This is a genomic window from Labrys wisconsinensis (assembly GCF_030814995.1).
Classification (GTDB): Bacteria; Pseudomonadota; Alphaproteobacteria; order Rhizobiales; family Labraceae; genus Labrys; species Labrys wisconsinensis.
This window is the reverse complement of the sequence record NZ_JAUSVX010000001.1, coordinates 680,517-705,444: the sequence shown is the minus strand read 5'-3', so window position 1 is coordinate 705,444 and position 24,928 is coordinate 680,517. Positions and strand designations below refer to the sequence as shown.

Sequence of the window (24,928 nt, the reverse complement as noted above, 5' to 3'; positions counted from 1 at the left end):
GGAGGTCAGGCGGGAACGCCGGGCCTCTCCTGCCGGCGGGGCCCGGAAACAAGGCCGGGCCCGGCCTCGTCGCGGGCGAGGCTCGCCGCCATCTCCTCGATCAGCCAGCGCTCGAGCGCCCGCGCGTCGGGATGGCCGGCAATATGGGGCGCGACCCAGAGCTTGAGGCGCCGCGGCCCCGGCACGAAGCCGAAAGGCGCGACGAGGCGGCCGGAGCGCAGGTCGTCCAGCACCAGCATCTTCGGCACCACGGCGCAGCCGAGGCCGCAGGCGGCCGCCTCGATCAGGAGATAGAAATGGTCGAAGCTGCTGCGCAGCGGCAGGTCGGCGAGGCCGTGGCCCGTGGCGGCGACCCAGTCCTCCCAGGCCTGCGGCCGCGTGTTGGTCGACAACAGCCGCGCCCCGGCGAGATCGGCCGGCGCCCGCAGTGGCGAGGCGCTGAGACAGTCGGGCGAGCAGACCGGGCCGATCCATTCCGCCGCCAGGTCGCGGATGACCGCGTTGGGCGGCGGCGCGATGGTGCTGCTGCGGATCGCCAGGCTGACCTTGTCGCGCATGAAGTCGATCCGGTCGAAGTTCAGGTTGAACTGCACCTCGACCAGCGGATGCAGCGCGTGGAAGCGGGCGATGTTGGGGATGATCCAGCGCATCATGATCGAGGAGGAGCAGGACAGGGTCAGCGGCCCCGGCTTGACGCGCTCGACGCTGGCCTGGATCAGGCGAAAGGCGGTGCCGAGGCCTTCGGCGAGCTGCAGGCCCTCGGGCGTCGGGTCGGTCGAGCGGGCGTTACGGCTGAGCAGCACCACGCCGAGCGCCGCCTCCAGCGCCTTGACGTGGCGGCTGACCGCGCCGTGCGTGACGTAGAGCTCCGCGGCGGCCTCGCTCATGCTGCGGTGGCGCACCGTCGCCTCGAAGGCCTTGAGGGCGATCAGCGAGGGCAGCGGCTGGGGCATGGCGACGGGCCTTCCGAAGGAGACGCAGGGACGTGCTGTGAGTTCTGCTCACAGGCGGCGGACAATAAATCGATTGCGCGGGAAGTCCAACGCCGCCTAGACTTTCGGGGAAGTGCTTATAATCAAGAAGCTTTCCGGGAGACGGCCCGCGCCTCACGCCGGCGCGCCGTCGTGGCCGGCGCCATGAGCCGCCGGCCGCACGGTCCGACCCCGCCCTTCAGCTGAACGACCGCCGCCGCAGGGCCGTGCGCCGCTTCGTCATGGGCGAAGGCGGCCGGGACTGCCGGCGCGAGGAGGAAACCTTGGACGCAGCCGTCACCGCCCGCCCGCTCGCGGCGCAGCAAGCGGAGCAATCCGCCATCAGCAAGATCTCGTGGCGGCTGGTGCCGTTCATCGGCCTGATGTTCTTCATCAACTTCCTCGACCGCACGGCGATCTCCTTCGCCGGCCCCAACGGCATGACCGCCGATCTCGGCCTCACGGCGGCGCAGTTCGGCTTCGCCGCCGGCATCTTCTTCTTCGGCTACATCGTGCTGGAGATCCCGAGCAACCTCGCCCTGCACCGCTACGGCGCCCGGCGCTGGCTCGCCCGCATCATGGTCACCTGGGGCGTGGTGGCGCTGCTGTTCACCTGGGTCAGCAGCGTCACCGAGCTCTATGTGCTGCGCTTCCTGCTCGGCGTCGCCGAGGCCGGCTTCTTCCCCGGCGCCATCCTGTTCCTCAGCCTCTGGGTGCCCTCGCGCCACCGCGCCGGGATTCTGGCGCTGTTCTACCTGGCCCAGCCGCTGACCACGGTGATCGGCGCCCCGCTCGCCTCGCTGCTGATCCAGGCCCACGGCGCCTTCGGCCTGGAGGGCTGGCGCATCATGTTCTTCGGCGTCGCCGTGCCGGCGATCGTCGTCGGCATCGTCACCTGGTTCTATCTGCCGGACACGCCGAACGAGGCGAGCTGGCTCAGCCAGGCCGAGAAGACCTGGCTGAACGGCGAGCTCGCCAGGGAGGACCGCGCCAAGGCCGGCGGCCATGGCCGCGCCGTCGGCAAGGCGCTGACCGACGGCCGGGTCTGGATCCTCTCCGTGATCTATTTCGGCCTGGTCTACGGCCTCTATGCGCTGGCCTTCTTCCTGCCGACCATCATCGCCGGCTTCGAGGCCAAGTTCGGCAGCAAGTTCGACGTGTTCGACAAGGGCCTGATCACGGCGATCCCTTATCTGCCGGCGGCGATCGTGCTGTTCTTCTGGAGCCGTGATGCGACGAGGCGCGGCGTGCGCACCTGGCATGTCGGCATCCCCGCGCTCGTCGGCGCCGTCAGCATCCCGCTGGCCCTGCTCATGACCACGCCGGAGGCCACCATCGCGGCGATCACGCTGACGGCCTGCGCCATCTTCTCGGCGCTGCCGAACTTCTGGGCCATCCCCTCGCGCTTCCTCGCCGGGGCGGGCGCGGCGGCGGGCGTCGCCCTGATCAACACCATCGGCAACATCGCCGGCTTCGCCGCGCCATACATCACCGGCGCGGTCAAGGACCTCACCGGTTTCTACCAGCTGCCGATGGTCATCGTCGGCGCCCTGATGCTGCTCTCCGCCATCCTGGTGCTCTCAATCAGCGGCAAGGTGAAGGACCCGACGGCAGGCTGAGGCGGGGCAGGCCGCGCCGCCGGCAATAACATTCGGTCGAGCGCCGCCTCGGTGACGACGACCCTCATGCCCGCCGGTCGTCGGCTTCGAGGCCGAGCTCGTCGCGGAGGCGCCGAAACGCCTCGTCCAGGGGAACGACGTGCTCAGCCTCAGCATCTGTGATGCCGCGCGCCAGGGCTTCGTCCAAGGCCTCGAGCTCGGCGGCCCAGTTTCTGGGTTCGGGCCTCGTGGCCGTGTCGTGCTTGGCTTCGAAGCTCTTCGGGGCAGTTGCACGCATGGTGCCAGAACCGGGAGTGTGTCGAGCTGGCTCTGTGGAGCGGGGCATGTCAAATACCTCGGACAACGTTGGATCAGATCCTGCGGACCGGGGTCAAAGATCGCGCCGCATTTCCTCCACCACCGCCCGAGTTCGGTCAATCAAGGTTTGAAGCGGTTCATCGGTCGCTGCATTCGCGTTCTGCTCAACCACATTCAAAATCTTCTCGACACGATCGAGTTGTCCCTTGCCGACACGTTCGTGCGAGAGCGTCGGCGTCAATGCCAACACGATCCGGTATCCCGTGAAACGAAAGAGCGAACTGCCGGAAGGGGGTGAGGCCGCGGACAGCAGATGGCCGAGATCGCCTCGTGCCGGGCTCAGCAAGACAGCAGTTGCCAAGGCAACGCGCTCGCCTTCGTGCCCGGTGCTCAACTTGTGGCGATCAATGCGGAGCGCGATCGCCAAGCCACCAAGCCGGTCGGCCAGCCGTCTTCGTTCGGCTGCACGCTGTGCTGGATCGGCAATTTTGAGATCACGATAAGCGACTGCCAGCGCTTCGAACTCCCGTTCCGCGGACTCTGAATTGGCGGCAGGCTCGATGCTCGTTCTTTGCTTGACGGTGTCCTGAGCGATTTCACCGGCAAGCTCGAGGGCCACCCCAAAACCCTTGTATTTGATTCGCCTGCTTCTGCGGAATGATCCAGCGATCTCATCGACAAGGCTCGCGAGATCTCGACGCAGGAGCAGCAAGGCTGCCAGGACGACAAGTGGCCAAGCAACGGCCTGGACGATCTGCACGAAGTCGTGCATGTATCCCTCCCGATTGGCGATTTACGCACAGTAAACAGGGGAGAGCCAGTTGCCGCAATGGGGGAATCAACCGCTAAGGGTTTTTCACGGGACCGACGACGATTCTCTCAGGCGAGGCTCCGGAGTAAGCTCCCTTCCAAGTGCCTACAGCCCCATAGCATTCGTGCCGAACCTGTCCTTATGTCGGCCGTTCACAGATTTTGGGCAAGGCTTCTACGTCACGACCCGACTGCACCAAGCGAAGCAATGGGCCAATGCACGCGTTCGTCGGAGGGGCGGCAGAACAACATTGACAGCAGTCGTGATACAGTTTCTCCTTGATCGGGATTGGCTTGCGTCGCTTGATACCCTCGCCTTCGTGCGCCCCACCAGGGAGTATTGGGCATTGGTCACGGATTGCCGACACCGCTTTCCCCCGCATCAGCGGTTGCTGCCGCACCCAGCGCCCTACGATGTCGTCTATGGACCGGTGTCACTCTGGCCACAATTGTTGGTTATCGGAGACTGCGATCAGATTAGCTTTCACACGCGTCGCGCTGTCTCGGGCTTTCCCCAGCCAACGATTGCCGCGACTGGAAATCGACCGGACGGGGGAGATCTTATCTTCTAGCGGGCTTAGCCGCTCCAAGCTGAAGGACCGAGATGATGAACCCAAGCGACGTTCCGACCGATGAAGAGACGCAAGGTGTTGCTGGGACATACCCGGGAGCCATGACGCTTAGCAAAAGCGATTGGGACGCTTACTGGTGGAAGGTCGAGGAGACGCTGAATTATGTCTTTGGCGCCCATGACGTGGCAAGGAAGGCGTTTGCTAACCTGAAGTATAGCGTGGAAAAATCTGAAGACCCGCTCTTTCAGGCGTCGATTTATCACCTTGATCCATTTCAAGTTGCAGCCGATCTCGCGGATGTTCAACATGTCACAGTCGAACAAAAGAATCGGTATGGCCACGTGTTGCTCAAGTTTGGGAGAGATTACGACCCCAAGCTGCTAGCGGAGGTCACATCGGATCATATCTATCGCGAAGTGCCGGACGATCCACTTCCTCATAGGAAGGCGTCGTGAATACCTATCATAAATAGTTGATGTCGCAGGCTCTCATGGTTGCGCCTGAAGTCTCTCGTTCGGGTGAGGCCCATGTACGATGAAACCTGGATCGGGAGGGGCGTTGCGCGCGATAGCCTCCCCTACTGTCCGACTTCCGCCGAGCGCATGCTCACCCGCCGCCTCCCCGCCAGCCTCCGGTGCAGGCGGTCGAGCATGAGATAGATCACCGGTGTCGTGTAGAGGGTGAGCACCTGCGACACCAGGAGGCCGCCGGCGATGGTGATGCCGAGGGGGCGGCGCAGCTCGGAGCCGGCGCCGGTGGCGACGATGAAGGGCACGGCGCCGAGCAGGGCGGCGAGCGTGGTCATCAGGATCGGCCGGAAGCGCGCGAGGCAGGCCTCGAAGATCGCCGCCTCCGGCGAAGCGCCGTGGCGGCGCTCGCGCTCCAGAGCGAAGTCGACCAGCATGATGCCGTTCTTCTTGACGATGCCGATCAGGAGGATGATGCCGATGAAGGCGATGATGGTCAGCTGGCCGCCTGTCACCTCCAGGGCGAGCAGGGCGCCGAGCCCGGCCGAGGGGAGGGTGGAGATGATGGTCAGCGGGTGGGCCAGGCTCTCGTAGAGCACGCCGAGCACGATGTAGACGGCGAGGAGGGCGGCGATGATGACGAGGCCCTGCCCGCCGGAGGCCTGGCGCGACTGCGCCGCGTCGCCGGTGAACTCGGCGTGCAGGTTCTCCGGCAGGTGCATCGCGGCGACCGCCGCCGCCACGCGCGTCGAGGCCTCCTCCAGCACCACGCCCGGCGCCAGGTTGTAGCTGATGGTGACGGAGGGATATTGGCCTTGGTGGTTGACCACCAGGGGGGCCAGCGTGCGCTCCACCCGGGCGATGGCGGAGAGCGGCACCTGCGTGTCGCTCTTGCCCGGCACGTAGAGCCGGGTGATCCGTCCGGGATCCCTGGCGAAGTCGGGGTCGGCCTCCAGCACGACGCGGTACTGGTTGCGCTGGGTGTAGATCGTCTCGACCTGGCGCTGGGAAAAGGCGTTGTTGAGGGCGTTGTCGACGTCCTGGATGCGCACGCCGAGGCGCGCGGCGGCGTCGCGGTCGACGGTCACCGTCGCCTGCAGGCCGTTGGGCTGGCGGTCGGTGGTGACGTCGACCAGCCCGGGCTCCAGCTTCAGCCGCTCGACCACCTTCGGCGCCCAGGCGACCAGCTCGTCGAAATCCGGATCCCACAGCGTGAACTGGTATTGCGAGTTGGTGGAGCGCCCGCCGGCCCTGATGTCCTGGGACGCGACCATGAACACGTTCATGCCGGCGACGCGCAGCAGGCGCTGGCGCAGCCGGTCGATGACCTCGTCGACCGGCGGGCGCTCGTCGAGCGGTTTCAGCGCGATGGAGAGCTGGCCCTGGTTGACGGCGCCGGAGAGGCTGCCGCCGACGGAGGAGCCGACGCTGACCACGGAGGGGTCCTCGGCGACGATGGCGGCGACGCGCTTCTGCAGCACCACCATGGCGGGATAGGAGATGTCGGTGGAGGCCTGGGTGAAGCCCTGGATGAGGCCGGTATCGTCCTGCGGCACGAAGCCCTTGGGCACGTGTACGTAGAGCCAGACCGTGGCGGCGACGGTGGCGAGGATGGTCAGCACCGTCAGCGCCCAATGCCGGAGCACCACCCGCAGCGAGCGGCCATAGGCGCCGGCGAGCGCGGCGAGCGAGCCGTCCACCAGCCGGTCGAACAGGCTGGGGGCGCGGGCATGGGCGGGCCGGAGATGGTGGGCGCAGATCATCGGCGTGACGGTGAGCGAGACCGCCGTGGAGATGACGATGGCGAAGGCAAGGGTCAGCGAGAATTCCAGGAGGAAGCGCCCGACGATGCCGCCCATGAAGAACAGCGGGATGAAGGCGGCGAGCAGCGACAGGCTGATCGAGATCACGGTGAAGCCGATCTGCTGCGCGCCCTCCAGCGCGGCCCGCATCGGCGTCAGGCCCTTCTCCAGATTGGTGTAGATGTTCTCGATCATGACGATGGCGTCGTCGACGACGAAGCCGACCGAGACGGCGAGCGCCATCAGCGACAGGTTGTCGATCGAGAAGCCCGCCGCCCACATCGCCGCGACCGCGCCCGACAGCGACAGCGGCACGGTGACGCCGGCGGCGAGCGTCGGCGGGATGCGGCGCAGGAACACGAACACCACGCCCATCACCAGGGCGACGGTGGCGGCGAGCGTCCATTGCATGTCGAGGACGCTGGCGCGGATGGTCGTCGTCCGGTCGGACAGCACCGAGATCTCGATGCCGGCCGGGATCAGCTTCCTGATCTCAGGCAGGAGCGCCTTCACCGCGTCGACCGTGGCGATGACGTTGGCGTCGGCCTGCCTGGAGATGCTGAGCAGCACCGAGGGGCGGCCGTTGAACCAGGCGTCGGAGCGGCTGTTGCGCACGCCGGGCTCGACCACCGCCGCGTCGCCCAGCCGGACGCTGGAGCCGTTCGCCGTGCGCAGCAGGATGTTGCCATAGGCCTCCGGCGTGGTCAGCTGGCTGTTGGCGGCGATCGCCAGCGACTGCTCCGGCCCGTCGATGGCGCCGAGCGGCCCCAGGGCGTTGGTGTTGACGATGGCCGTGCGGATGTCCTCCAGCGACAGGCCCATGGCGGCGATGCGGTCTGGGTCGAGGCGCACCCGGATCGCCGGCTGGTCGGCGCCGCTCGCCGTGACGCCGCCGACGCCGTCGACCTGCGACAGGCGCTGCACCACCACCGTGTCGGCGGCGTCGTAGACCGCGCTGGGCGCGATCGTGTCCGAGGTCAGGGCGAGGATCAGCACCGGCGCGGCGGCCGGGTTGAACTTGCGGAAGGCCGGCAGGCTCGGCAGGTCGCCCGGCAGGTCGGTGACGGCGGCGTTGAGGGCGGCCTGGATGTCCTGCGCCGCGCCGTCGACGTTCCGGGCGAGGTCGAACTGGACGATGATCCGGGTCGAGCCGAGCGAGGAGACCGAGGTGAGCTCGGTGACGCCGGCGATGGCGCCGAGACGGCGCTCCAGCGGCGCGGCGACGCTGGCCGCCATGGTCGAGGGATCGGCGCCCGGCCGGCTGGCGGTCACCATGATCGTCGGCAGGTCGATGGCCGGCAGGCTGGCGACCGGCAGGAAGCCGTAGGCGGCGATGCCGGTCAGCATCACGCCGATCGCCAGCAGCATCGTGCCGATCGGCCGCTGGATGAAGGGCGTGGAGACGCTCATTCCACCGCTCCGTGGCCGATGGCCGAGGGCGGTCGGGCCTCCGGCGCCGCCGGGGCGAGTCGGACCCGCAGCCGCTCCAGCGCCAGGTAGATCACCGGCGTGGTGTAAAGGGTCAGGAGCTGGCTGAGGATCAGGCCGCCGATGATGGTGACGCCGAGCGGGATGCGCAGCTCCGATCCGGTGCCGTGCTGCAGCGCCAGCGGCAGCGCGCCGAACAGGGCGGCCAGCGTCGTCATCATGATCGGCCGGAAGCGCAGCAGGCAGGCCTTGACGATGGCCTCGCGCGGGCCGAGGCCCTCGCCCCGCTCCGCCTCGAGCGCGAAGTCGATCATCATGATGGCGTTCTTCTTGACGATGCCCATCAGGAGCACGATGCCGATCAGCCCGATCACCGACAGGTCCATGTCGAGCGCCATCAGCGCCAGCAGGGCGCCGACGCCGGCCGAGGGCAAAGTCGACAGGATGGTGATCGGGTGGATGGCGCTCTCGTAGAGCACGCCGAGCACGATGTAGATGGTGACCACCGCGGCCAGGATCAGCCAGGGCTCGTTGGCCAGCGACTGGGCGAACTCGGCCGCGTCGCCGGAATAGCGGCCGGTGATCGAGGCCGGCATGGCGATGTCGGCCTGCGCCCGGTCGATCGCCTCCACCGCGTCGCTGAGCGAGGCGCCGGACGCGAGGTCGAAGCTGACGGTGACGGCGGGGAACTGCTCGTCGTGCTCAATCACCAGGGGCGCGGTGCGGCGCGAGACCGTGGCGACGGCGGAGAGCGGCACCTGCGTCCCGGAGCTCGAGACCTGCTGGACCGTCCCGCCGACGGTGGTGGGCAGGGTGGTCTGCGCATCGACGCCGCCGGGGACGTGCAGGATCTGGAGGGCGTTGGAATCGGCGAGATAGCGCGGCTGCGCCTCCAGGATGACGCGGTACTGGTTGGCCTGGGCGTAGATGGTGGCGATCTGGCGCTGCCCGAAGGCATCGTTCAGCGTGTCGCTGACCGCCTGCACCGAGACGCCGAGGCGCGAGGCGGCCTCGCGGTCGATCTTGACGAACAGCTCGGCCCCGCCGTCCTGTGCCTCCGAGGCGACGTCGCGCAGCGCCGGCTCCTGGCGCAGGCGTGCGGCGAACCGCTCCGCCCAGCCGGTCACGTCGGCGGATTCCGTCCCGGTCAGGGTGTACTGGAACGGGGCGCGGCTGGCCCGCGTCGAGATCTGGATGTCCTGCGTCGCCTGGAAGGTCGCCGACACGCCCGGGATATGAGCCGTGGCCCCTTGCAGGCGGGCGATGATGGCGGCGGCGCTGCTGCGCTCGGCGCGCGGCTTCAGAACCAGCGTCAGGGCGCCGGTGTTGGGCGTCAGGTTGGTGGCGCTGACGCCGATCGACGACACCACGCCGGTGATGTCGCGGTCCTCGGCGGCGATGGCGGCGACGCGCCCCTGCGCCGTTCGCATCGCCTCGAACGACACGGTCGGCTCGGCCTGCACCACCGCGGTGATCAGGCCGGTGTCCTGCGGCGGCAGGAAGCCCTTGGGGATGACGACGTAGAGCGCCAGCGTCGCCGCCAGCGTCAGGGCGGTCAGGCCGAGCATCAGCGCGGTGCGGTCGACGACCCAGAGCAGGGAGCGGTGGTAGCCGGCGATCACCCAATCGACGCCGGCATTGAAGGCGGACATCAACCCGCGCTCGCGATGCGGCGTCCGGCGCAGCAGGCGGGCGCACATCATCGGCGTCAGCGTCAGGGATATCACGGCCGAGACCACCACGGCGATGGTCAGCGTCAGGGCGAACTCGCGGAACATGCGGCCGACGATGCCGCTCATGAACAGGAGCGGGATGAACACGGCGATCAGCGACACGGTGAGCGAGATCACGGTGAAGCCGATCTCGCGGGCGCCGGCCAGCGCGGCGTCGAGCGGGTCCTCGCCGTCCTCGATGTGGCGGACGATGTTCTCGATCATGACGATGGCATCGTCGACGATGAAGCCGGTGCCGATGGTCAGCGCCATCAGGGACAGGTTGTCGAGGCTGAAGCCGGCGAGCCACATCACGCCGAAGGTCGCGATCACCGACAGCGGCAGGGCGACGCCGGCGATGATCGTGGCGCGCAGCGTGCGCAGGAACATGAGCACCACCAGGATGACCAGGCCGATGGCGATGACCAGCGTCACCTCGACGTCGTGGATCGAGGCCCGGATGGTCTCGGTGCGGTCGTGCACCACCTCCAGCGAGATGCCGGCGGGGATGGCGCCGCGCAGGCGCGGCAGGGTGTCGAGGATCCGGCCGACCGTGTCGATGACGTTGGCGCCCGGCTGGCGCAGGATGTCGATCACCACGGCCGGCCTGCCCTGGTAGGTGGCGGCGACGCGGGTGTTCTCCAGGCCGTCGACCACGTCGGCCACGTCCCTCAGGCGCACCGGCGCATCGCCGCGCTGGGCGACGATGATGTCCTTGTAGGCGTGGATCGCGGTGATCTGGTCGTTGGCGGCGATGGTGTAGGACTGGTGCGTGCCGTCGAGCGAGCCCTTGGGGCCGGCGACGCTCGAATTGGCGATGGCGGTGCGCAGGTCCTCCAGGCCGAGGCCATAGGCGGCGAGGCGGGCGATGTCGGCCTGGATGCGCAGCGCCGGGCGCACGCCGCCCTGCACCTCGACATGGCCGATGCCGCTGACCTCGGCCAGGCGCTGCGCCAGCAGGGTGTCGGCGATGTCGCTGAGCTGGCGGATCGAATAGCTGTCGGAGCGCAGCGCCAGGGTCACGATCGGCGTGTCGGCCGGGTTCACCTTGGCGTAGGTCGGCGGATAGGGCAGGGTGCGCGGCAGGGTCGAGCCGGCGGCGTTGATGGCGGCCTGCACGTCCTGGGCCGCGCCGTCGATGTCGCGGCCGAGGTCGAACTGCAGCGTCACTTGGCTGATGCCGAAGGCGCTCGACGACACCATGCTCGCCAGCGACGGGATCTGGCCGAGCTGGCGCTCCAGCGGCGCGGTGACCAGCGCCGCCATGGTGCCGGCATTGGCGCCGGGCAGCTGCGTCGTCACCTGGATGGTGGGGAAGTCGACCTGCGGCAGCGGGGCCACCGGCAGCTGGAGATAGCCGAGCAGCCCGCCCAGCATCACCGCGATGCCGAGCAGCGAGGTCGCGACCGGGCGGCGGATGAAGGGGGTGGAGACGCCGGTCATTGGGCCGACTGGTCGCGCGGCCGGCGATGCTGCCGGGGCTTCGCCGGCTCGGCCGGCGGATCGACCGCCGGGGTGTCGGCCGAGGCCGTGCCCTGATCGGCCGGGGAAACCTGCACCTTCGCCCCGTCGGTCAGCCGGGCGAAGCCGGTGGTCACCACCCGGTCGCCGACGGCGAGGCCCGCCGTGACCACCGCCTGGCGGTCGTCCTGCTGGCCGACGGTGATCGCATGCTGGGCCACGGTCTGGTCGGGCTTCAGGAGATAGACGAAGGCGCCGTCGGGGCCGCGCTGCACCGCGGCGGTCGGCACCACGATCGCGCCCTTCAGCGTGTCGACCAGCAGGCGCGCATTGACGAAGGCGCCGGGCCAGAGCACCAGGCCCTCGTTGGGAAAGGTCGCCTTGAGCCGCACCGTGCCGGTGGTCTGGTCGACCTGGTTGTCGATCACCAGGAGCTTGCCGGTGTCGACGACCTTGCCGGCATCGTCCATGACGTCGACGGCGAGGGCGCCGCCGGCGCTGGCCTTGTTGATGCGCATCAATTGCTGCTGCGGCACCGAGAACAGCACGGCGATCGGCTTGATCTGCGAGATGGTGACGATGCCGGTGGAGGAGGCTGCCTGCAGGAGATTGCCCTCGTCGATCATGCGGATGCCGGTCCTGCCGTCGATCGGCGCGGTGATGGTGGTGTAGCCGAGCGTGATCTGGGCCGCCTCGATCGCCGCCTGGTCGGCCTGCAGCATGGCTTGCGTCTGCGCCACCACGGCGCGCTGGGTGTCGGCCTGCTGCTTGGTCACCGAATTGGTGGCGGCCAGCGCGATGTAGCGCTCCAGGTCGCGCTTGGCGTTCTCGAGCGTCGCCTGGTCCTGCGCCTGCTTGGCCACGGCCTGGTCGAGCTCGGCCCGATAGGTCCGGTCGTCGATGCGGGCGAGGACGTCGCCCTTCCTGACGTCCTGGCCCTCCTGGAACGCCACCTCGACCAGGCGGCCGTCGACCTGCGGGCGCACCGTCACCGTGTTGAAGGCCTGCGCCGTGCCGACGCCCTCGACATAGACCGGCACGTCGGCCGCCGCCGCCGGCGCGCTCAGCACGGCGATCGGCCCCTGCTGGCCGCCGCCGAAGCGCCCGCGCCGCCCGCCCGAGCGGGGCGCGGCGGCGTCGGTCGCGCCGGTGCCGGCGCTCTGCCCGGCCGGCCAGTGCATCCAGCGCTCGCGGGTGAGCCAGGCGCCGGCGCCGAGCGCGCCGACCAGGACCAGCGCCGCGAGGTTGCGACCGAGCCGCCGCGCCATCACGAGCGCTCCGCGGGGGAGAGCACGAGCACCGGCACCGGCACCGGTACAGGCAGAGGCGCCGCCGGCGCGGCGGGCGGCTTGTCCCAGCCGCCGCCGAGCGCCTGGAACAGCGCCACCAGGGCCTGCAGGCGCGACAGCTTCACCTCGACGAGGGTGTTCTGCGCCTGGAACAGCGTCGTCTGGTTGTTGAGCACCGTGGTGATGTCGACCGTGCCTTCGTTCAGCTGCTGCTCGGAGAGCTGGTAGGCGGTGCGGGCGCTCTTGACCACGTCGCGCTGCAGCGCCTCCTGGCGGCCGAGCTGGCGCACGGCGACCAGCGCCTTCTCGACATCGGCGAAGGCCGAGACCACGGCCTTGCGGTAATTGGCGAGGTTCTCCGCCTCGACGCCCTTGGCCTGCTTGAACTGGCCCTGCAGCGTGCCGCCGTCGAAGATCGGCTGGGTGAGGCCGGCGGCGATGGAATAGAAGGTGCTGGAGGGCTCGAACAGGCTCTTCAGGGCCAGACTCTCGACCCCGGCCTGGCCGGTGAGCTGGATGGAGGGGAAGAACGCCGCCCGCGCCGCCACGACGTCGGCATGGGCGGCGGCGAGGCTGGCTTCGGCGGAGCGGATGTCCGGGCGCTGGGCCAGCAGCGCCGAGGGCAGGCCCGGCGTGACGCGCGGGCTGGACAGCCGGTCCATGCTGCCGCCGGCGACGGTGAGATGCGCCGGCGCGCGGCCGACGAGCACGGCGAGGGTCGCCTGGTCCTGGGCGACTTCCTGCTCGAGCGGCGGAATGGACGCCTTCTGCTGCGCCACCAGGCTCTGCTGCTCCGCCACGTCGAGCGCCGTGGCGGTGCCGGCATCGAGGCGCCGCTGGATGACGCCGAGCACGCGGCTGGCATTGGCGACGTTCTCACGGGCGATGCGCAGCCGGTCCTGCGCCGCCAGCAGGTCGAAATAGGTGGTCGCGGTGCTGGCGACGGCGGTGAGCTCGACCGTGTCGCGGTCGAAGCGGCTGGCGCGGGCGCTGGCCAGGGCCGCGTCGAGCGCCGCCTGGTTCTTGCCCCAGAAGTCGAGCTGGTAGCTGGCGCTGAGCGACAGGCTGTAATTGTTGCGGCCGCGGGGCCGCGCGCCGGAGCCGAGGGCGGCGCTGCGGCTGCGCGAGGCGTTGGCGCCGCCGTCGAGGGTCGGCAGCAGCGCCGCGCCGTTGATCTCCGCCACGGCGTCCGCCTGGCGGATGCGGGCGACGGCGGCGGCGATGTCGAGATTGCCGGTGCGGGACCCCTCCACGAGCCTGTCGAGCTCGGGCGAGCGGAAGCCGCGCCACCATTCCGAGCGCGGCAGGGCAGCGTCGGGCGTGCGCGAGGCCTGGCGGTAGCCGGCCGGCACGTCCAGGTTCGGCGCGGGCGCCTCCACGGAGACGCAGCCGCTCGCCGTCATCCCCAGGCCGAGGACAACGAGAAGACGCCAGCCGCGCCGGCCATGATGGCCGGGCCCGGCCGCTTCGCTCCACGGCAACACACGCACGCTCCACTTTCCGATGGCAGCCGCGCCGGCTGCGGCTCGTCCGGCAAGAGGTCTAGCGGTTCCGCCGGGATGTTTCCACCGCGGCCGCGGGGCGGATGCAAGCCGGCGCGCCGGTGTTGCCGTCCGGCACGCACGCCGCCGCGCCGCGGCGGCGCCGGTCAGCCGCGGGCCATCCGCCGGCGCGTCGCGTCGCAGCTGAGCAGGCCGAGGCCGAACAGGATGGTCGTGGTCAGCGTGACGAAGTCCGGGTCGGCCCAGTCGGCCCGGAAGGAGTAGAAATAGGCCTCGCGCGCCTTGTCGTTGATGTGCAGCGTCGGCATCCAGCGGGCGAACGGCCGCAGCGAGTAGGGCAGGTCGCGGAAGACGAAGAAAGTGCCCGAGACCACTGCCAGGACGCGCATGAAGAAGACCAGGAGCACCGTTCGCGCGAAGGGGAAGACGTAGAACGGCCACATCAGCGCGAGGCCGCAGGCGATGCCGAGCAGGCCGCCGAGCAGGAGCCAGCAGAACACCATGAAGCCGTCCCGGATCGGACGGGAATAGCCGAGCAGCTCCAGCGCGTGGAAGGCGGCGAAGGCGAGAGCCAGGCACAGGGCGACATTCACGACGCCGCGCGCCAGCGCGACCTTGAGCAGGCTGACCTGCGGGAACTCGGTATAGCGGACCATGACGCCCGGGGTGGTCGCGACCAGGGAGACGCCACTGCGGACGCTCCAGAAGGTCATGACGCCGATGACGGTGAAGGGCAGGATCTCCATGCCGCCATGGCTGCGGCCGCCGAGCAGCAGGCGCAGCACGGTGAAGGCGAGGATGTGGACGGCGATGGCGGCGACTTCCTCGATCCATCCCAGCGAGCGGGCGCCGAACCGGTGCAGGAGCTCGCGCTTGAGCAGGGCGCCGAAAATGGAACATTCACGTTCCACGCCGTTCAATATTTGCGTCACCATCGACGACGATCCCAATTGCTTCAGTTGAAATCGGAATCCCTCCTGAAAATGCGATGAGGAGGGCAGAGACGATCCGTTGAAAATCTCGGAAATGCGCGCCGAGCCGGATGAAGTCTGGATTGTTGTCCGGCGGGCCGCCGAAGTGTCAAGTGTATTCTTGGTAAGGAAAGGGCGATCGCGGCTTCGGGCGCTGCGGCATGCCGATGCGGGATTGCTCCCGGATGGCGAGGCTTCCGGGTTCCCCGCTCAAGCCGGGTTCCAGGGGTCGACGATCGAGATCGGCGTATCGGCGAAATCCCTGACATTGCGCGTGACGAGGATGAGCCCGTGAACGGCGGCTGTGGCCGCGATCAGGCCATCCCCATCGCCGCGGGGACGCAAGGCGGTGAGCCTTCCCCATTCGACGGCGATCCGGTCGGTGATCGGCAGGATGCGTTCGGCATGGTCGCGCCTCAGCGCTTCGAGCCATTGCGTCAGATGCGACGCGGCTCGCGGATCGGATTTCTGCCTCAGCGTGATGCCGCGCATGATCTCGCCGAGCGTGACGACGCTGAGATAGACGGCGCGGGGATCTATCGAACGCAGCCATCTCAAGGCTTCCGGCGTGCCTCGCCGAGCCTCCGAAACGATGTTGGTATCGGCCAGATACATCAGAAGGCAGGCTCGCGGCTGGGCGCCTTTGCTCGTGCAGTCACGGCTTCGGCCAGGTCATCGTCCCAGGCCGGCCCGGTCAGCAGATGATCGACGAGCGTCGGCCGGTCCCGGACCAGCGCGTCGTAGTCCTGTGCCGAGAGAACGATGGCGGCCCGTTCGCCGCGCAAGGTGACGATCTGCGGGCCGTCGGAGCGGGCGCGTCGAACAACCTCGGAGAATTGATTCTTGGCATCCTGAAGCTGCCATTCCATCGGCCCATCTCCAAGCTAGACTGTCTAGCTATATGTCGGGTCGATCTCCGATATGTCAACCCGTCCCTGGCCGGCTCAGGACAGGCGCAGGCGACGGTAGAGCGTGCTGCGGTTGACGCCGAGGGCGCGGGCGGCGCGCGAGACATTGCCGGCGTTGAGGTCGAGGGCGCGCTGCATGGCGTCGCGCTCGATGTCTTCGAGCCGGCTCGGCGCCGCCGCGGCGCTGGCAGCGGCCGCATGGGCCCGGATCGGCTGCGGCAGCATGTCGGCCGTCACCGGCTCGCCCGGCCGGTGCAGGGCGGCGAGGGCGCGCAGCGTGCCGGCGAGCTGGCGGAAATTGCCGGGCCAGTCATAGGCGGCGAGGGCGGCCTCGGCCTCGGGCTCGAGCCAGGCCCCGGGCAGGTGCTGGGCGAGGAGGTGTACGATGACGGCGCGGCGGTCCGCCAGGGTGCGCAGCGCCGGCATCTCGAAGGGATATTGCGCCAGCCGGTAATAGAGGTCGGAGCGGAAGGCGCCGGCCGCCGTCAAGGCGGCGAGGTCGCGGTGGGTGGCGCAGACCAGCGCGAAGTCGACCGTGACCGCCGGTCCGCCGCCGAGCGGCTTGACCTGCCGGTCCTGCAGCACGCGCAGGAGCCGCGCCTGCATGGCGAGCGGCATGTCGCCGATCTCGTCGAGGAAGAGGATGCCCTTGTCGGCCTCGCGCACCAGGCCCCTGGCGCCCTGGCGGCGCGCGCCGGTGAAGGCACCCTCGGCATAGCCGAACAGTTCCGATTCGATCAGGTTCTCCGGCAGGGCGGCGCAGTTGACCGGCACGAAGGGGCCGCCGGCGCGGGCCGAGAGCTGGTGCAGCCGGCGCGCGAAGATCTCCTTGCCGGTGCCGGTCTCGCCGGTGACGAGCAGCGGCACCTCGGCGTCGATCAGCCGGCGGGCCCGGTCGAGCATGGCCTCGCCGGCCGGATCGAACCAGGGCTCCGCGGCCGCCCCGCGGCGCGCGCCCGGCCCGGGGGAGGGCAGGGCGGGCGGGCGCGACAGCCGCGCGAACAGCGGCTCGCCGCGCCGGCCGCGGGATCGGACGATGCCCTCGGCGGCGAGCGGCCGGGCGAACAATTCGTCGAGCCGGCGGGCGTTGAGGGCCGACCAGTCGAGCTGCATCAGGCCGAGGCCGTGGCGGTTGGCCGCGATCAGCCGGCCGTCGCGGAAGACGAAGATGCCCTCGCGCGCCGTGCCGAGTAGGTCCGGATCGGTGTGGAAGCGCACGACCTCGGCGTCGCGGAAGCCCTCGTCGAAGAAGCGGTGCTCGATCTGCTCGACCGCCATGCGCACCAGGCCGAGGGCGTAGCGATGGTCGGCGAGGGCGGAGCCGGAGAGGTCGAGCGCGCCGGCGATGCGCCCCTGCGGATCGAAGATCGGCGCGGCGGCACAGGTGAGGATCGCATGGGTCTCGAAATAGTGCTCGCCGCCGTGCACCTCGATCGGCCGCCGCTCGTAGAGGGCCGTGCCGATGGCATTGGTGCCGGTGCCACCCTCGCTCCAGCGCACGCCGGGCCGCAGCGCCACCTGCGCGGCGCGGCCGGCGAACTCCGCGTCGCCCAGCGTGTCGAGAATGATGCCGTCGGGATCGGTGAGGATGACCACCGAGCCCATGGCCTGCGCCTCCTGCCGCAGCGTCTGCAGCTCCGGGCGGCTGACATGGCGCAGCCGTTCGTGGCAGGCCGAGACGTGCCGGAACTCGTCGGCGGTCATCGGCTCGATGGCGGGGAAGGCCGCGATGTCGAGGCCAAGGGCGGCGCAGCGCTGCCAGGACCGGGCGATGGGGGCGCCCACCATCGCTCGCGGCAGCCGACCCTCCCCGAAAAACTGCCGCCGCGCGATCTCGACCGGTGCCGTCGTCGATGGGCTCGTCATGGCCTCTTCCCGAAGTGCTGCAAAATGCAACAGGTGTCTGCAGCAAGTGTTGTTTCGTCCGTCACCTTCTCGCGGGTGCGTCTGCATGGTTCTGCCGCAATTCTAGGCCGATCGCGTCGCGCGGCTCAACTCAATTCAACGGTTCTGCGCCGACGAAGAGATGACGCAACGACTTACCGCAACGCAGCAAAGGTCGATCGAAGCGCCCGGCGCATCTGGCACGATCGATGCGATGGGCTGGCCGTACAGCTCTGCACGCCGGCGGCGCCGCGCGGCGGGGCGACCATCTCCATCGGCGGAGGACGCGCGGCCCGATCGCGCGGTCCCGCCGCAAGGCCAAAGGGAAACGCCATGTTCCAGCAAGCACTCGAGAAGATCTCCAGCCAGGTGCTGATCCGCGACCGCTACGACAACTTCATCGGCGGCCAGTGGGTGGCGCCGGTGGAGGGCAGGTACTTCGACAACCCGAGCCCGATCACCGGCAAGACGCTGTGCCTGGTGCCGCGCTCCTCGGCCGCCGACATCGAGCTGGCGCTCGACGCCGCCCACAAGGCCAAGGACGCCTGGGGCAAGACCTCCGTGCAGGAGCGCTCCCGCATCCTCAACAGGATCGCCGACAAGCTCGAGGCCAACCTCGAGCTCCTGGCCCTGGTCGAGACGCTCGACAACGGCAAGCCGATCCGCGAGACCACCCATGCCGACATGCCGCTGGTGGTCGACCACTGGCGCTATTTCGCCAGCGTGGTGCGGGCGCAGGAGGGCGGCATCTCCGAGATCGACCACGACACGGTGGCCTATCACTATCACGAGCCGCTCGGCGTTGTCGGGCAGATCATCCCCTGGAACTTCCCGGTCCTGATGGCGACGTGGAAGCTCGCCCCGGCCCTCGCCGCCGGCAACTGCGTGGTGCTGAAGCCGGCCGAGCAGACCCCGCTCGGCATCCTGGTGGTGATGGAGCTGATCGCCGACATCCTGCCGCCGGGCGTGATCAACGTGGTCAACGGCTTCGGCGTCGAGGCCGGCAAGCCCCTGGCGCAGAACAAGCGCATCGCCAAGATCGCCTTCACCGGCGAGACCACGACGGGGCGGCTGATCATGCAGTATGCCTCCGACAACCTGATCCCGGTGACGCTGGAGCTCGGCGGCAAGTCGCCGAACATCTTCTTCGCCGACGTGGCCGAGGCGGACGACGATTTCTTCGACAAGGCGCTGGAAGGCTTCGCGATGTTCGCCCTGAACCAGGGCGAGGTCTGCACCTGCCCCAGCCGTGTGCTGGTGCAGCAGTCGATCTACGACAAGTTCATCGAGCGCGCCGTCGCCCGCACCAAGGCGATCAAGCAGGGCCATCCGCTCGACGCCACGACGATGATCGGCGCCCAGGCCTCCAACGACCAGCTCGAGAAGATCCTGTCCTATCTCGACATCGGCCGCCAGGAAGGCGCCAAGGTGCTGACCGGCGGCAAGCGGGCGCAGCTCGGCGGCGAGCTCGCCGAGGGCTACTATGTCGAGCCGACCATCTTCGAAGGCAACAACCGCATGCGGGTCTTCCAGGAGGAGATCTTCGGGCCGGTGGTGTCGGTCACGACGTTCAAGGACGAGGACGAGGCGCTGGCCATCGCCAACGACACGCTCTACGGCCTCGGCGCCGGGGTGTGGACGCGCAACGGCAACCGCGCCTACCGCTTCGGGCGGGCGATCCAGGCCGGACGGGTGTGGACCAACTGCTACCACGCCTATCCCGCCCATGCGGCCTTCGGCGGCTACAAGCAGTCCGGCATCGGGCGCGAGACCCACAAGATGATGCTCGACCACTACCAGCAGACCAAGAACGTCCTGGTCAGCTACTCCACCAAGGCGCTCGGCTTCTTCTGAGCATCGAATAGCCGGCGCGGGCGCACGCCTGCGCCGGCATTGACGGCGGCACGACGATGATGATCGTCCCTGTCGCGACTTTCCGTGCAACGACGGTGGTCGCGTGGATGGCCGGGTCAAGCCCGGCCATGACGGAACGGTTGCGGCAGGAAAGGCGGCCGTCGCCCCACCCGCAACCGTCATGGGCGGACTTGATCCGCCCATCCACGCGCTCGCGACGGTGGCTGCGAGGGGGCGACCGCCGTCGCTGACGGGACGGTTGCTGGCGATCACAAAGCGGGCGACGTTCCGCGAGAGGAGCAATCATGGTCAACCGGGTCGAGATCACCGAGGCGGCGGCGGCGGTCGTGGCGCGGCTCGAGGCGCAGCACGGGCCGCTGATGTTCCACCAGTCCGGCGGCTGCTGCGACGGCTCGGCGCCGATGTGCTATCCCGCCGGCGACTTCCGGGTCGGGCCGCAGGACGTGCCGCTCGGTGAGATCGCCGGCTGCCGATTCTATATCGGCGCCGCCCAGTTCGACTATTGGCGCCACACCCAGCTGATCATCGACGTGGTGCCCGGCCGCGGCTCCGGCTTCTCGCTCGAGGCGCCGGAGGGCGTGCGCTTCCTCACCCGCAGCCGCGTCTTCACCGACGACGAGGTCACCGAGCTCGCAGCCCGGGGCGAGCCCGAGCGGGCCGGTTGACGGATTTACTGAGCCGGCTCATCGAATGCTTTGCGGCGGGTCTCGGCTGAAGGCCTAGAGGTGCTGGATGAAGCGCGAGAACAGGTCCGCCTGACTGGCCACCGCCAGCTTGTGGTAGATGTTCTTGCGATGGATCTTCACCGTCCCCTCGCTGATGCCGAGGATGGCGGCGATCGACCCGCTGGAATGGCCGCGCAGCACCATCGCGGTGATCTCGATCTCGCGCGGGGTCAGGAGCCCACCGGCCATGCGGTCGAGCGCCAGGTCGATCGGCTTGCCGGCCGGGGCGGGCGGCCGCTCGGCCGGGCCCGGACGCCAGTCCTGCCAATGGGCCTCGGCCAGGGTGCGCAGCACGGGCTCGGCGGCGCGGATCGCCTGCATGTCGCGGGCGGAGAAGGCCGGCCGGTCCATCGGCCGCGTGATGCTGAGCACCACGCCGGTGCCGGCGGCGGGCCGCACGAGGAAGCCGACCTCGTCGCGGATGCGGGTGCGCACATAGTGGCGCTTGAAATATTCGGAGTTGTAGAACAGGTCGGGCGCCAGATCCCTCAGCCTCAGCACGCCGCAGCGCTCCGGGCCCGCCGCCGCGCCGTAGAAGGGATCGAGCAGGTAGGGCCCGCGGACATAGTCGCGGATCACCGTCGCCGCGCGGTCCGGCGCCATGTTGTGGTGCAGGCACACCGGCCGCTCGGCACCGGCATAGGCGAACACCATGACGATGTCGTGCTCGACCAGCGCGGCGAGCGCCGCCTCGACCGCGCGCGGAAAATCCGGCTGCCGCAGGAGCCGCATCGCCTCGGCGATGCTTCTGTTCCAGGTTTCGAAGAACTCCAGCACCCCAGCTCCAGCCCCTTGAAGACATCCGTCCCCCGCGTGCGGGCCGCGGCTTCCCGCCGGGCCGAGCGCCCCCGCGGCTATCCCCTTCGGGATATTCATAACCCAGATCCGCCGGCCTAGCCTCCCCCGACATGGGTTGCGGAACATCGGGAATGGCGGCAGGAGACGAGGCGGCGGCGAGGCTGGAGGCGGGGCTGCGGGAGCTCGGCGCCGGCGAGGTCCATATCGGGCTGTTCGATCCCGATGCCGGGTTCCGCGACAAGCTGGTCTCGGCCGACAAGGCGGTGAAGCTCGCCCGCAAGGGCTACCCGTTCTGCGACGTGCTCTATGGCTGGGACACGGCCGAGAAGACCTACGAGACCGGCGCCTATGTCGACCGGCCGGCGGCGCTGCACGCCGACACCCTCAGGCGCTATCCCTTCGCCGAGGGCGCGGCCCTGTGCATCGCCGACTTCACCGGCGCCTTCGGCGCGCTTTCGGCGCGCAACCAGTGCCTGAGGATGATCGAGGCGGCGGCGGCCGGCGGCTTCACGGTGATGTCGGCCTTCGAGTTCGAGTTCGCGGTGTTCGCCGAGACGCCGGAGACGCTGCGGGCCAAGGCCTTCCGCGACCTCGCCCCGTTCGCGCCGGCCAACCGCACCTATTCGCTGCAGACGGCGGCGCTGCACGGCCCGCTGCTGGCGGGGCTGCACGAGACCATGCGCACGCTCGGCATCGGCGTCGACGCCATCCACACCGAGCTCGGGCCGGGCTGCTTCGAGGCCCCGCTCGTCCATGCCGCCGGCATCCGCGCCGCCGACGACGCCGCCCTGTTCAAGGCCTTCGCCAAGGCCTATTTCCTGCGCCAGGGCCTCGTTGCCGGCTTCATGTCGAAGATGGCGCCGACCCTGTCGGGCCAGTCGGGCCATCTGCACATCTCCTTCGTCGATCGCGAGGGCCGCCCGGCCTTCCACGACGCCGCGGGCCCGCACGGGCTCAGCCGCACGGCGCTGCACTTCATCGGCGGGCTGGTGCGGCTGATGCCCGAATGGCTGGCGCTGTGCAGCCAGACGGTCAACGCCTACAAGCGCATGGTGCCCGGCGCCTGGGCGCCGACCGCGGCCAATTGGGGCGTCCAGAACCGCACCGCCGCGGTCCGGGTGATCAACGACACGCCGGAGGCGACCCGGGTCGAGTTCCGCGTGCCCTCCGCCGACACCAATCCCTATGCCGCTCTCGCCATGGCGCTCGGGGCGGGGCTGTGGGGCATCCGCAACGCGGTCGAGCCGCCGGCGCCCGGCGCGGGCGACTTCTACGGCGCCTCCGCCGACCCCGCCGCCGCCTTCCCGCGCGACCTCGGCGCGGCCGCCGACCGCCTGGCCGCGAGCCCTGCGGCGCGCGCGCTGTTCGGCGATGCTTTCGTCGACGCCTTCGCCGCGGCCCGCCGCTTCGAGGACGCGGAATATCGCCGCCACGTCAGCGAGTGGGAAATCCGCCGCTACCTCGAGGTCGTCTAGCTCCCGCCATTCGCAACGCCCGCCGGCAAGAGCGGGCCAACCCAGAGGAATCCTGCCATGAGCACCACGACAAGACCCGGGCCGTCGAGCCCGATCTCCCGCCGCAGCCTGCTGAAGGGCCTCGGCGCCGGCGCCGCCCTCGCCGCCGGCGGCCTCGTGCCCGGCCGCGCCCGGGCCGCCGAGTCCATCCGCTACATGTGCTGGGAGGGCTACAACGCCCCGGCGATCCTCGATCCCTTCCAGAAGGCCCACGACGCGGCGATCGCGGTCGACCTGATCACCGATTCGGCCGGCGGCTTCGCCAAGCTCGCGGCCGGCGCCTATCGCGACTTCGACCTCGTCTCCTCCGACAGCCCCTGGGTCGCGCGGATGGGCCCGGCCGGCATCTGCCGCTTCCTCGACGACAAGGATTTCTCGGCCCAGTACGCCGAGTTCTATCCGCAGTTCCGTGCGCCCTTCGGGCCGCTGCAGTTCGAAGGCAAGGCGACCGGCCTGCCGACCCGATGGGGCTGGGTGGGGCCGACGGTCAACACCAAGTTCGACAAGCTGGAGACCTGGCGCAGCTACGCGCCGGTGTTCGACGCCGCCTACAAGGACAAGATCTGCCTGCTCGACTGGGGCGACTGGCCGATCATGCCGCTGGCGCTGCATGCCGGGGTCAATCCGTACCAGCCGCTGGACAAGCCGGCGCTGGACGAGGTGCGGAAGGTCCTGCGCGCCGCGTTCAAGAACACCCGCGCCATCGTCGGCGATCTCGCCATCGCCCAGAAAGGCCTGATCGACGGCTCCTTCCGGGCCCTGATCGGCGGCGGCACCTACTGCACCTCCTCCCTGCGCGTGGCCGGCCACGACTATCTCCAGTCGATTGTCCCCGAGCCCCAGGGCGGGCTGAAGCAGGGCATCATCTGGATGGAGGCGACCGGCCTCATCGACAATGGCCGCAATTCCGCCGGCGCGGCCGAGTTCCTGAAATATATCGTCTCGCCCGAGGTCGCGGTGAAGCTCGCCATCACCGAGGCGACCTGCAACCTCGTGCCCAACAGCAAGGCCGAGGCGCTGTTCACGCCCGAGCAGAAGAAGGCGCTGCAAATGGACTACATGTGGACGGCCTGGGACAACAGCCAGTTCCACACCATCGCGCCCAATATCGACGACATGCTGGCGATCTGGCAGGAAGAGCTTGCCGCCCGCTGACGCCGCCGCGGCCCGCGTCCGCTCGGGCGCGGGCCTTCTCCCCAGGCCGCACCACCCGGAAGGCATGCCCGACTTGCCGAGCCCCATCATCGAAGCCTCCGCCATCGTCAAGGACTACGGCCCGTTCCGGGCGCTGCACGGCGTGTCGCTCGACGTGGGCACGGGCGAGTTCGTGGCGCTCGTCGGCCCGTCGGGCTGCGGCAAGACGACGTTGCTGAAGATCCTGGCGGGGTTCGAGGCGCCGAGCCGGGGCGGCCTGCGCATCCGCGGCGCCGACATGGCCGGCGTTCCCGCGGCGGCGCGGCCGACGCGCATGGTGTTCCAGCGCCTGGCCCTGTTCCCGCACAAGAGCGTGCGCGACAACATCGCCTTCCCGCTCAAGCTCGCCAAGGTCGCCCGCGCCGAGAGCGAGGCGCGGGTCGCCGGGATGCTGCGGCTGATGCATCTGGATCCCGCCTATCTCGACCGCTTCCCGGCGCAGCTTTCCGGCGGCGAGCAGCAGCGCGTCGCCCTCGCCCGCGCCCTGGTGTCCAAGCCCGCGGTGCTGCTGCTCGACGAGCCGATGAGCGCGCTCGACGCCAAGCTGAAGAAGTCGCTGCAGGGCGAGCTGAAGAACCTGCACCGCAACCTCGGCACCAGCTTCGTCCTGGTCACGCACGACCTGGAGGAGGCGATGATGCTGGCCGACCGCATCTGCGTGATGCGCGGCGGCCGCGTCGTCCAGGTCGGCACGCCGGGCGAGATCTACTACCGCCCGGTCGACGCCTTCGTCGCCGGCTTCATCGGCGACACCAACCTGTTCCCGGTCTCGACGGCGCGGCGGGCGGACGGCGGCGTCTCCTGCGCCTCGCCGGTCCTCGCCGCCGAGGCGACGCTCTCGCCCGGGCAGATGGCGGACGGTGCCGCGGCGGGCGGCGCGGTGCTCCTCGTGCGGCCGGAGGCGATGCGCTTCGTCGGCGCGGATGGCGCCCGCGCCTGCACGCTGGCCGGGACGGTGGAGGAATATTTCGTCAAGGGCGCGTCGATCCAGTACCGCATCCGCGTGCCCGGGCACGAGGCGGCGGTGGTGATGGAGCTCGCCGGCACGCCGAACCTGCCGGCCGCGGTCGGCGACGCCGTGCGGGTCGGCTTCGACCCCGCCGACGCCTTCCTGCTCGGGGCCTAGGCG

Annotated in this window: 20 protein-coding genes; 8 read left to right on the top strand and 12 right to left on the bottom strand. The window is 69.5% G+C overall.

Annotated elements, in window-relative coordinates:
- Nucleotides 1–5: 5 nt before the first annotated feature.
- Entirely contained in the window at nt 6–953 is a 948-nt protein-coding gene (locus QO011_RS03190; protein WP_307267560.1) for a LysR substrate-binding domain-containing protein, read from the bottom strand.
- A 302-nt stretch (nt 954–1,255) separates the two neighbouring features.
- Here QO011_RS03190 and QO011_RS03185 point away from each other — a divergent pair, with 302 nt between their 5' ends.
- Nucleotides 1,256–2,590 (top strand): MFS transporter, encoded by a 1,335-nt coding sequence (locus QO011_RS03185; protein WP_307267558.1) that lies wholly within the window; start codon nt 1,256–1,258, stop codon nt 2,588–2,590.
- 64 nt (nt 2,591–2,654) lie between these two features.
- On the opposite strand, the gene QO011_RS03180 is transcribed toward QO011_RS03185, so the two are convergent.
- The gene (locus QO011_RS03180) at nt 2,655–2,867 is read right to left on the bottom strand and encodes a hypothetical protein (protein WP_307267555.1); all 213 of its coding nucleotides are present in this window, start codon (nt 2,865–2,867) and stop codon (nt 2,655–2,657) included.
- A gap of 93 nt (nt 2,868–2,960) precedes the next feature.
- The gene (locus QO011_RS03175; protein ID WP_307267552.1) at nt 2,961–3,659 is read right to left on the bottom strand and encodes a hypothetical protein; all 699 of its coding nucleotides are present in this window, start codon (nt 3,657–3,659) and stop codon (nt 2,961–2,963) included.
- Between the two features lie 163 nt (nt 3,660–3,822).
- Between QO011_RS03175 and QO011_RS42505 the strand changes: the two genes are divergently transcribed.
- Both QO011_RS42505 and QO011_RS03170 read left to right on the top strand, forming a co-directional pair.
- Nucleotides 3,823–4,269 carry a DUF3990 domain-containing protein gene (locus QO011_RS42505; RefSeq protein ID WP_370881890.1) on the top strand — a complete coding sequence of 149 codons (447 nt, stop codon included), beginning with the start codon at nt 3,823–3,825 and terminating at the stop codon, nt 4,267–4,269.
- 35 nt (nt 4,270–4,304) lie between these two features.
- Nucleotides 4,305–4,724, top strand: coding sequence for a hypothetical protein (locus QO011_RS03170; protein WP_307267548.1), 420 nt, complete (start codon nt 4,305–4,307; stop codon nt 4,722–4,724).
- A 122-nt stretch (nt 4,725–4,846) separates the two neighbouring features.
- On the opposite strand, the gene QO011_RS03165 is transcribed toward QO011_RS03170, so the two are convergent.
- The 8 genes from QO011_RS03165 to QO011_RS03130 all read right to left on the bottom strand — a co-directional run bounded on the left by QO011_RS03165 (nt 4,847) and on the right by QO011_RS03130 (nt 17,675).
- Nucleotides 4,847–7,948 (bottom strand): efflux RND transporter permease subunit, encoded by a 3,102-nt coding sequence (locus QO011_RS03165; protein WP_307267545.1) that lies wholly within the window; start codon nt 7,946–7,948, stop codon nt 4,847–4,849.
- Nucleotides 7,945–11,121, bottom strand: a complete 3,177-nt coding sequence (locus tag QO011_RS03160; protein ID WP_307267542.1) for an efflux RND transporter permease subunit — start codon at nt 11,119–11,121, stop codon at nt 7,945–7,947. Before QO011_RS03160 ends, QO011_RS03165 begins: the two co-directional genes overlap by 4 nt.
- Nucleotides 11,118–12,407, bottom strand: a complete 1,290-nt coding sequence (locus QO011_RS03155; protein WP_307267540.1) for an efflux RND transporter periplasmic adaptor subunit — start codon at nt 12,405–12,407, stop codon at nt 11,118–11,120. The genes QO011_RS03160 and QO011_RS03155 overlap by 4 nt, the downstream gene beginning before the upstream one ends.
- Nucleotides 12,407–13,918, bottom strand: coding sequence for an efflux transporter outer membrane subunit (locus tag QO011_RS03150; protein WP_307267536.1), 1,512 nt, complete (start codon nt 13,916–13,918; stop codon nt 12,407–12,409). Before QO011_RS03150 ends, QO011_RS03155 begins: the two co-directional genes overlap by 1 nt.
- 158 nt (nt 13,919–14,076) lie before the next feature.
- On the bottom strand, nt 14,077–14,865 hold the full coding sequence (locus QO011_RS03145) for a hypothetical protein (RefSeq protein WP_307267533.1): 789 nt from the start codon (nt 14,863–14,865) through the stop codon (nt 14,077–14,079).
- A 246-nt stretch (nt 14,866–15,111) separates the two neighbouring features.
- The gene (locus QO011_RS03140) at nt 15,112–15,516 is read right to left on the bottom strand and encodes a type II toxin-antitoxin system VapC family toxin (protein WP_307267531.1); all 405 of its coding nucleotides are present in this window, start codon (nt 15,514–15,516) and stop codon (nt 15,112–15,114) included.
- Complete coding sequence (locus QO011_RS03135) at nt 15,516–15,770, bottom strand: type II toxin-antitoxin system Phd/YefM family antitoxin (RefSeq protein WP_307267528.1); 255 nt, start codon at nt 15,768–15,770, stop codon at nt 15,516–15,518. Before QO011_RS03135 ends, QO011_RS03140 begins: the two co-directional genes overlap by 1 nt.
- A 75-nt stretch (nt 15,771–15,845) precedes the next feature.
- Entirely contained in the window at nt 15,846–17,675 is a 1,830-nt protein-coding gene (locus QO011_RS03130; protein ID WP_307267525.1) for a sigma-54-dependent Fis family transcriptional regulator, read from the bottom strand.
- A 351-nt stretch (nt 17,676–18,026) separates the two neighbouring features.
- Between QO011_RS03130 and adh the strand changes: the two genes are divergently transcribed.
- Nucleotides 18,027–19,547 carry an aldehyde dehydrogenase gene (gene adh, locus QO011_RS03125; RefSeq protein WP_307267522.1) on the top strand — a complete coding sequence of 507 codons (1,521 nt, stop codon included), beginning with the start codon at nt 18,027–18,029 and terminating at the stop codon, nt 19,545–19,547.
- Nucleotides 19,548–19,852: 305 nt separating this feature from the next.
- Nucleotides 19,853–20,233: a DUF779 domain-containing protein gene (locus tag QO011_RS03120; RefSeq protein ID WP_307267520.1), complete on the top strand. Its 381-nt coding sequence runs from the start codon at nt 19,853–19,855 to the stop codon at nt 20,231–20,233.
- 54 nt (nt 20,234–20,287) lie between these two features.
- Here the strand turns inward: QO011_RS03120 and QO011_RS03115 are convergent, their stop codons facing one another.
- Nucleotides 20,288–21,070, bottom strand: a complete 783-nt coding sequence (locus QO011_RS03115; protein ID WP_307267518.1) for a helix-turn-helix transcriptional regulator — start codon at nt 21,068–21,070, stop codon at nt 20,288–20,290.
- A 152-nt stretch (nt 21,071–21,222) separates the two neighbouring features.
- Between QO011_RS03115 and QO011_RS03110 the strand changes: the two genes are divergently transcribed.
- From QO011_RS03110 to QO011_RS03100, 3 genes are all read left to right on the top strand, one after another.
- Nucleotides 21,223–22,566 (top strand): type I glutamate--ammonia ligase, encoded by a 1,344-nt coding sequence (locus QO011_RS03110; protein ID WP_307267516.1) that lies wholly within the window; start codon nt 21,223–21,225, stop codon nt 22,564–22,566.
- Nucleotides 22,567–22,623: 57 nt separating this feature from the next.
- Nucleotides 22,624–23,760, top strand: a complete 1,137-nt coding sequence (locus tag QO011_RS03105; RefSeq protein WP_307267514.1) for an ABC transporter substrate-binding protein — start codon at nt 22,624–22,626, stop codon at nt 23,758–23,760.
- Nucleotides 23,761–23,824: 64 nt separating this feature from the next.
- Nucleotides 23,825–24,925 carry an ABC transporter ATP-binding protein gene (locus QO011_RS03100; RefSeq protein WP_307267511.1) on the top strand — a complete coding sequence of 367 codons (1,101 nt, stop codon included), beginning with the start codon at nt 23,825–23,827 and terminating at the stop codon, nt 24,923–24,925.
- The last annotated feature ends 3 nt before the right edge of the window (nt 24,926–24,928 follow it).

What these genes read in the sequence shown, in the direction of transcription:
- QO011_RS03190 (WP_307267560.1), bottom strand. Translation starts at nt 953, where the DNA reads ATGCCCCAGCCGCTGCCCTCGCTGATCGCCCTCAAGGCCTTCGAGGCG.
- QO011_RS03180 (WP_307267555.1), bottom strand. Translation starts at nt 2,867, where the DNA reads ATGCGTGCAACTGCCCCGAAGAGCTTCGAAGCCAAGCACGACACGGCC.
- QO011_RS03175 (WP_307267552.1), bottom strand. Translation starts at nt 3,659, where the DNA reads ATGCACGACTTCGTGCAGATCGTCCAGGCCGTTGCTTGGCCACTTGTC.
- QO011_RS03170 (WP_307267548.1), top strand. Translation starts at nt 4,305, where the DNA reads ATGAACCCAAGCGACGTTCCGACCGATGAAGAGACGCAAGGTGTTGCT.
- QO011_RS03165 (WP_307267545.1), bottom strand. Translation starts at nt 7,948, where the DNA reads ATGAGCGTCTCCACGCCCTTCATCCAGCGGCCGATCGGCACGATGCTG.
- QO011_RS03160 (WP_307267542.1), bottom strand. Translation starts at nt 11,121, where the DNA reads ATGACCGGCGTCTCCACCCCCTTCATCCGCCGCCCGGTCGCGACCTCG.
- QO011_RS03155 (WP_307267540.1), bottom strand. Translation starts at nt 12,407, where the DNA reads ATGGCGCGGCGGCTCGGTCGCAACCTCGCGGCGCTGGTCCTGGTCGGC.
- QO011_RS03145 (WP_307267533.1), bottom strand. Translation starts at nt 14,865, where the DNA reads ATGGTGACGCAAATATTGAACGGCGTGGAACGTGAATGTTCCATTTTC.
- QO011_RS03140 (WP_307267531.1), bottom strand. Translation starts at nt 15,516, where the DNA reads ATGTATCTGGCCGATACCAACATCGTTTCGGAGGCTCGGCGAGGCACG.
- QO011_RS03135 (WP_307267528.1), bottom strand. Translation starts at nt 15,770, where the DNA reads ATGGAATGGCAGCTTCAGGATGCCAAGAATCAATTCTCCGAGGTTGTT.
- QO011_RS03130 (WP_307267525.1), bottom strand. Translation starts at nt 17,675, where the DNA reads ATGACGAGCCCATCGACGACGGCACCGGTCGAGATCGCGCGGCGGCAG.
- adh (WP_307267522.1), top strand. Translation starts at nt 18,027, where the DNA reads ATGTTCCAGCAAGCACTCGAGAAGATCTCCAGCCAGGTGCTGATCCGC.
- QO011_RS03120 (WP_307267520.1), top strand. Translation starts at nt 19,853, where the DNA reads ATGGTCAACCGGGTCGAGATCACCGAGGCGGCGGCGGCGGTCGTGGCG.
- QO011_RS03110 (WP_307267516.1), top strand. Translation starts at nt 21,223, where the DNA reads ATGGCGGCAGGAGACGAGGCGGCGGCGAGGCTGGAGGCGGGGCTGCGG.
- QO011_RS03105 (WP_307267514.1), top strand. Translation starts at nt 22,624, where the DNA reads ATGAGCACCACGACAAGACCCGGGCCGTCGAGCCCGATCTCCCGCCGC.
- QO011_RS03100 (WP_307267511.1), top strand. Translation starts at nt 23,825, where the DNA reads ATGCCCGACTTGCCGAGCCCCATCATCGAAGCCTCCGCCATCGTCAAG.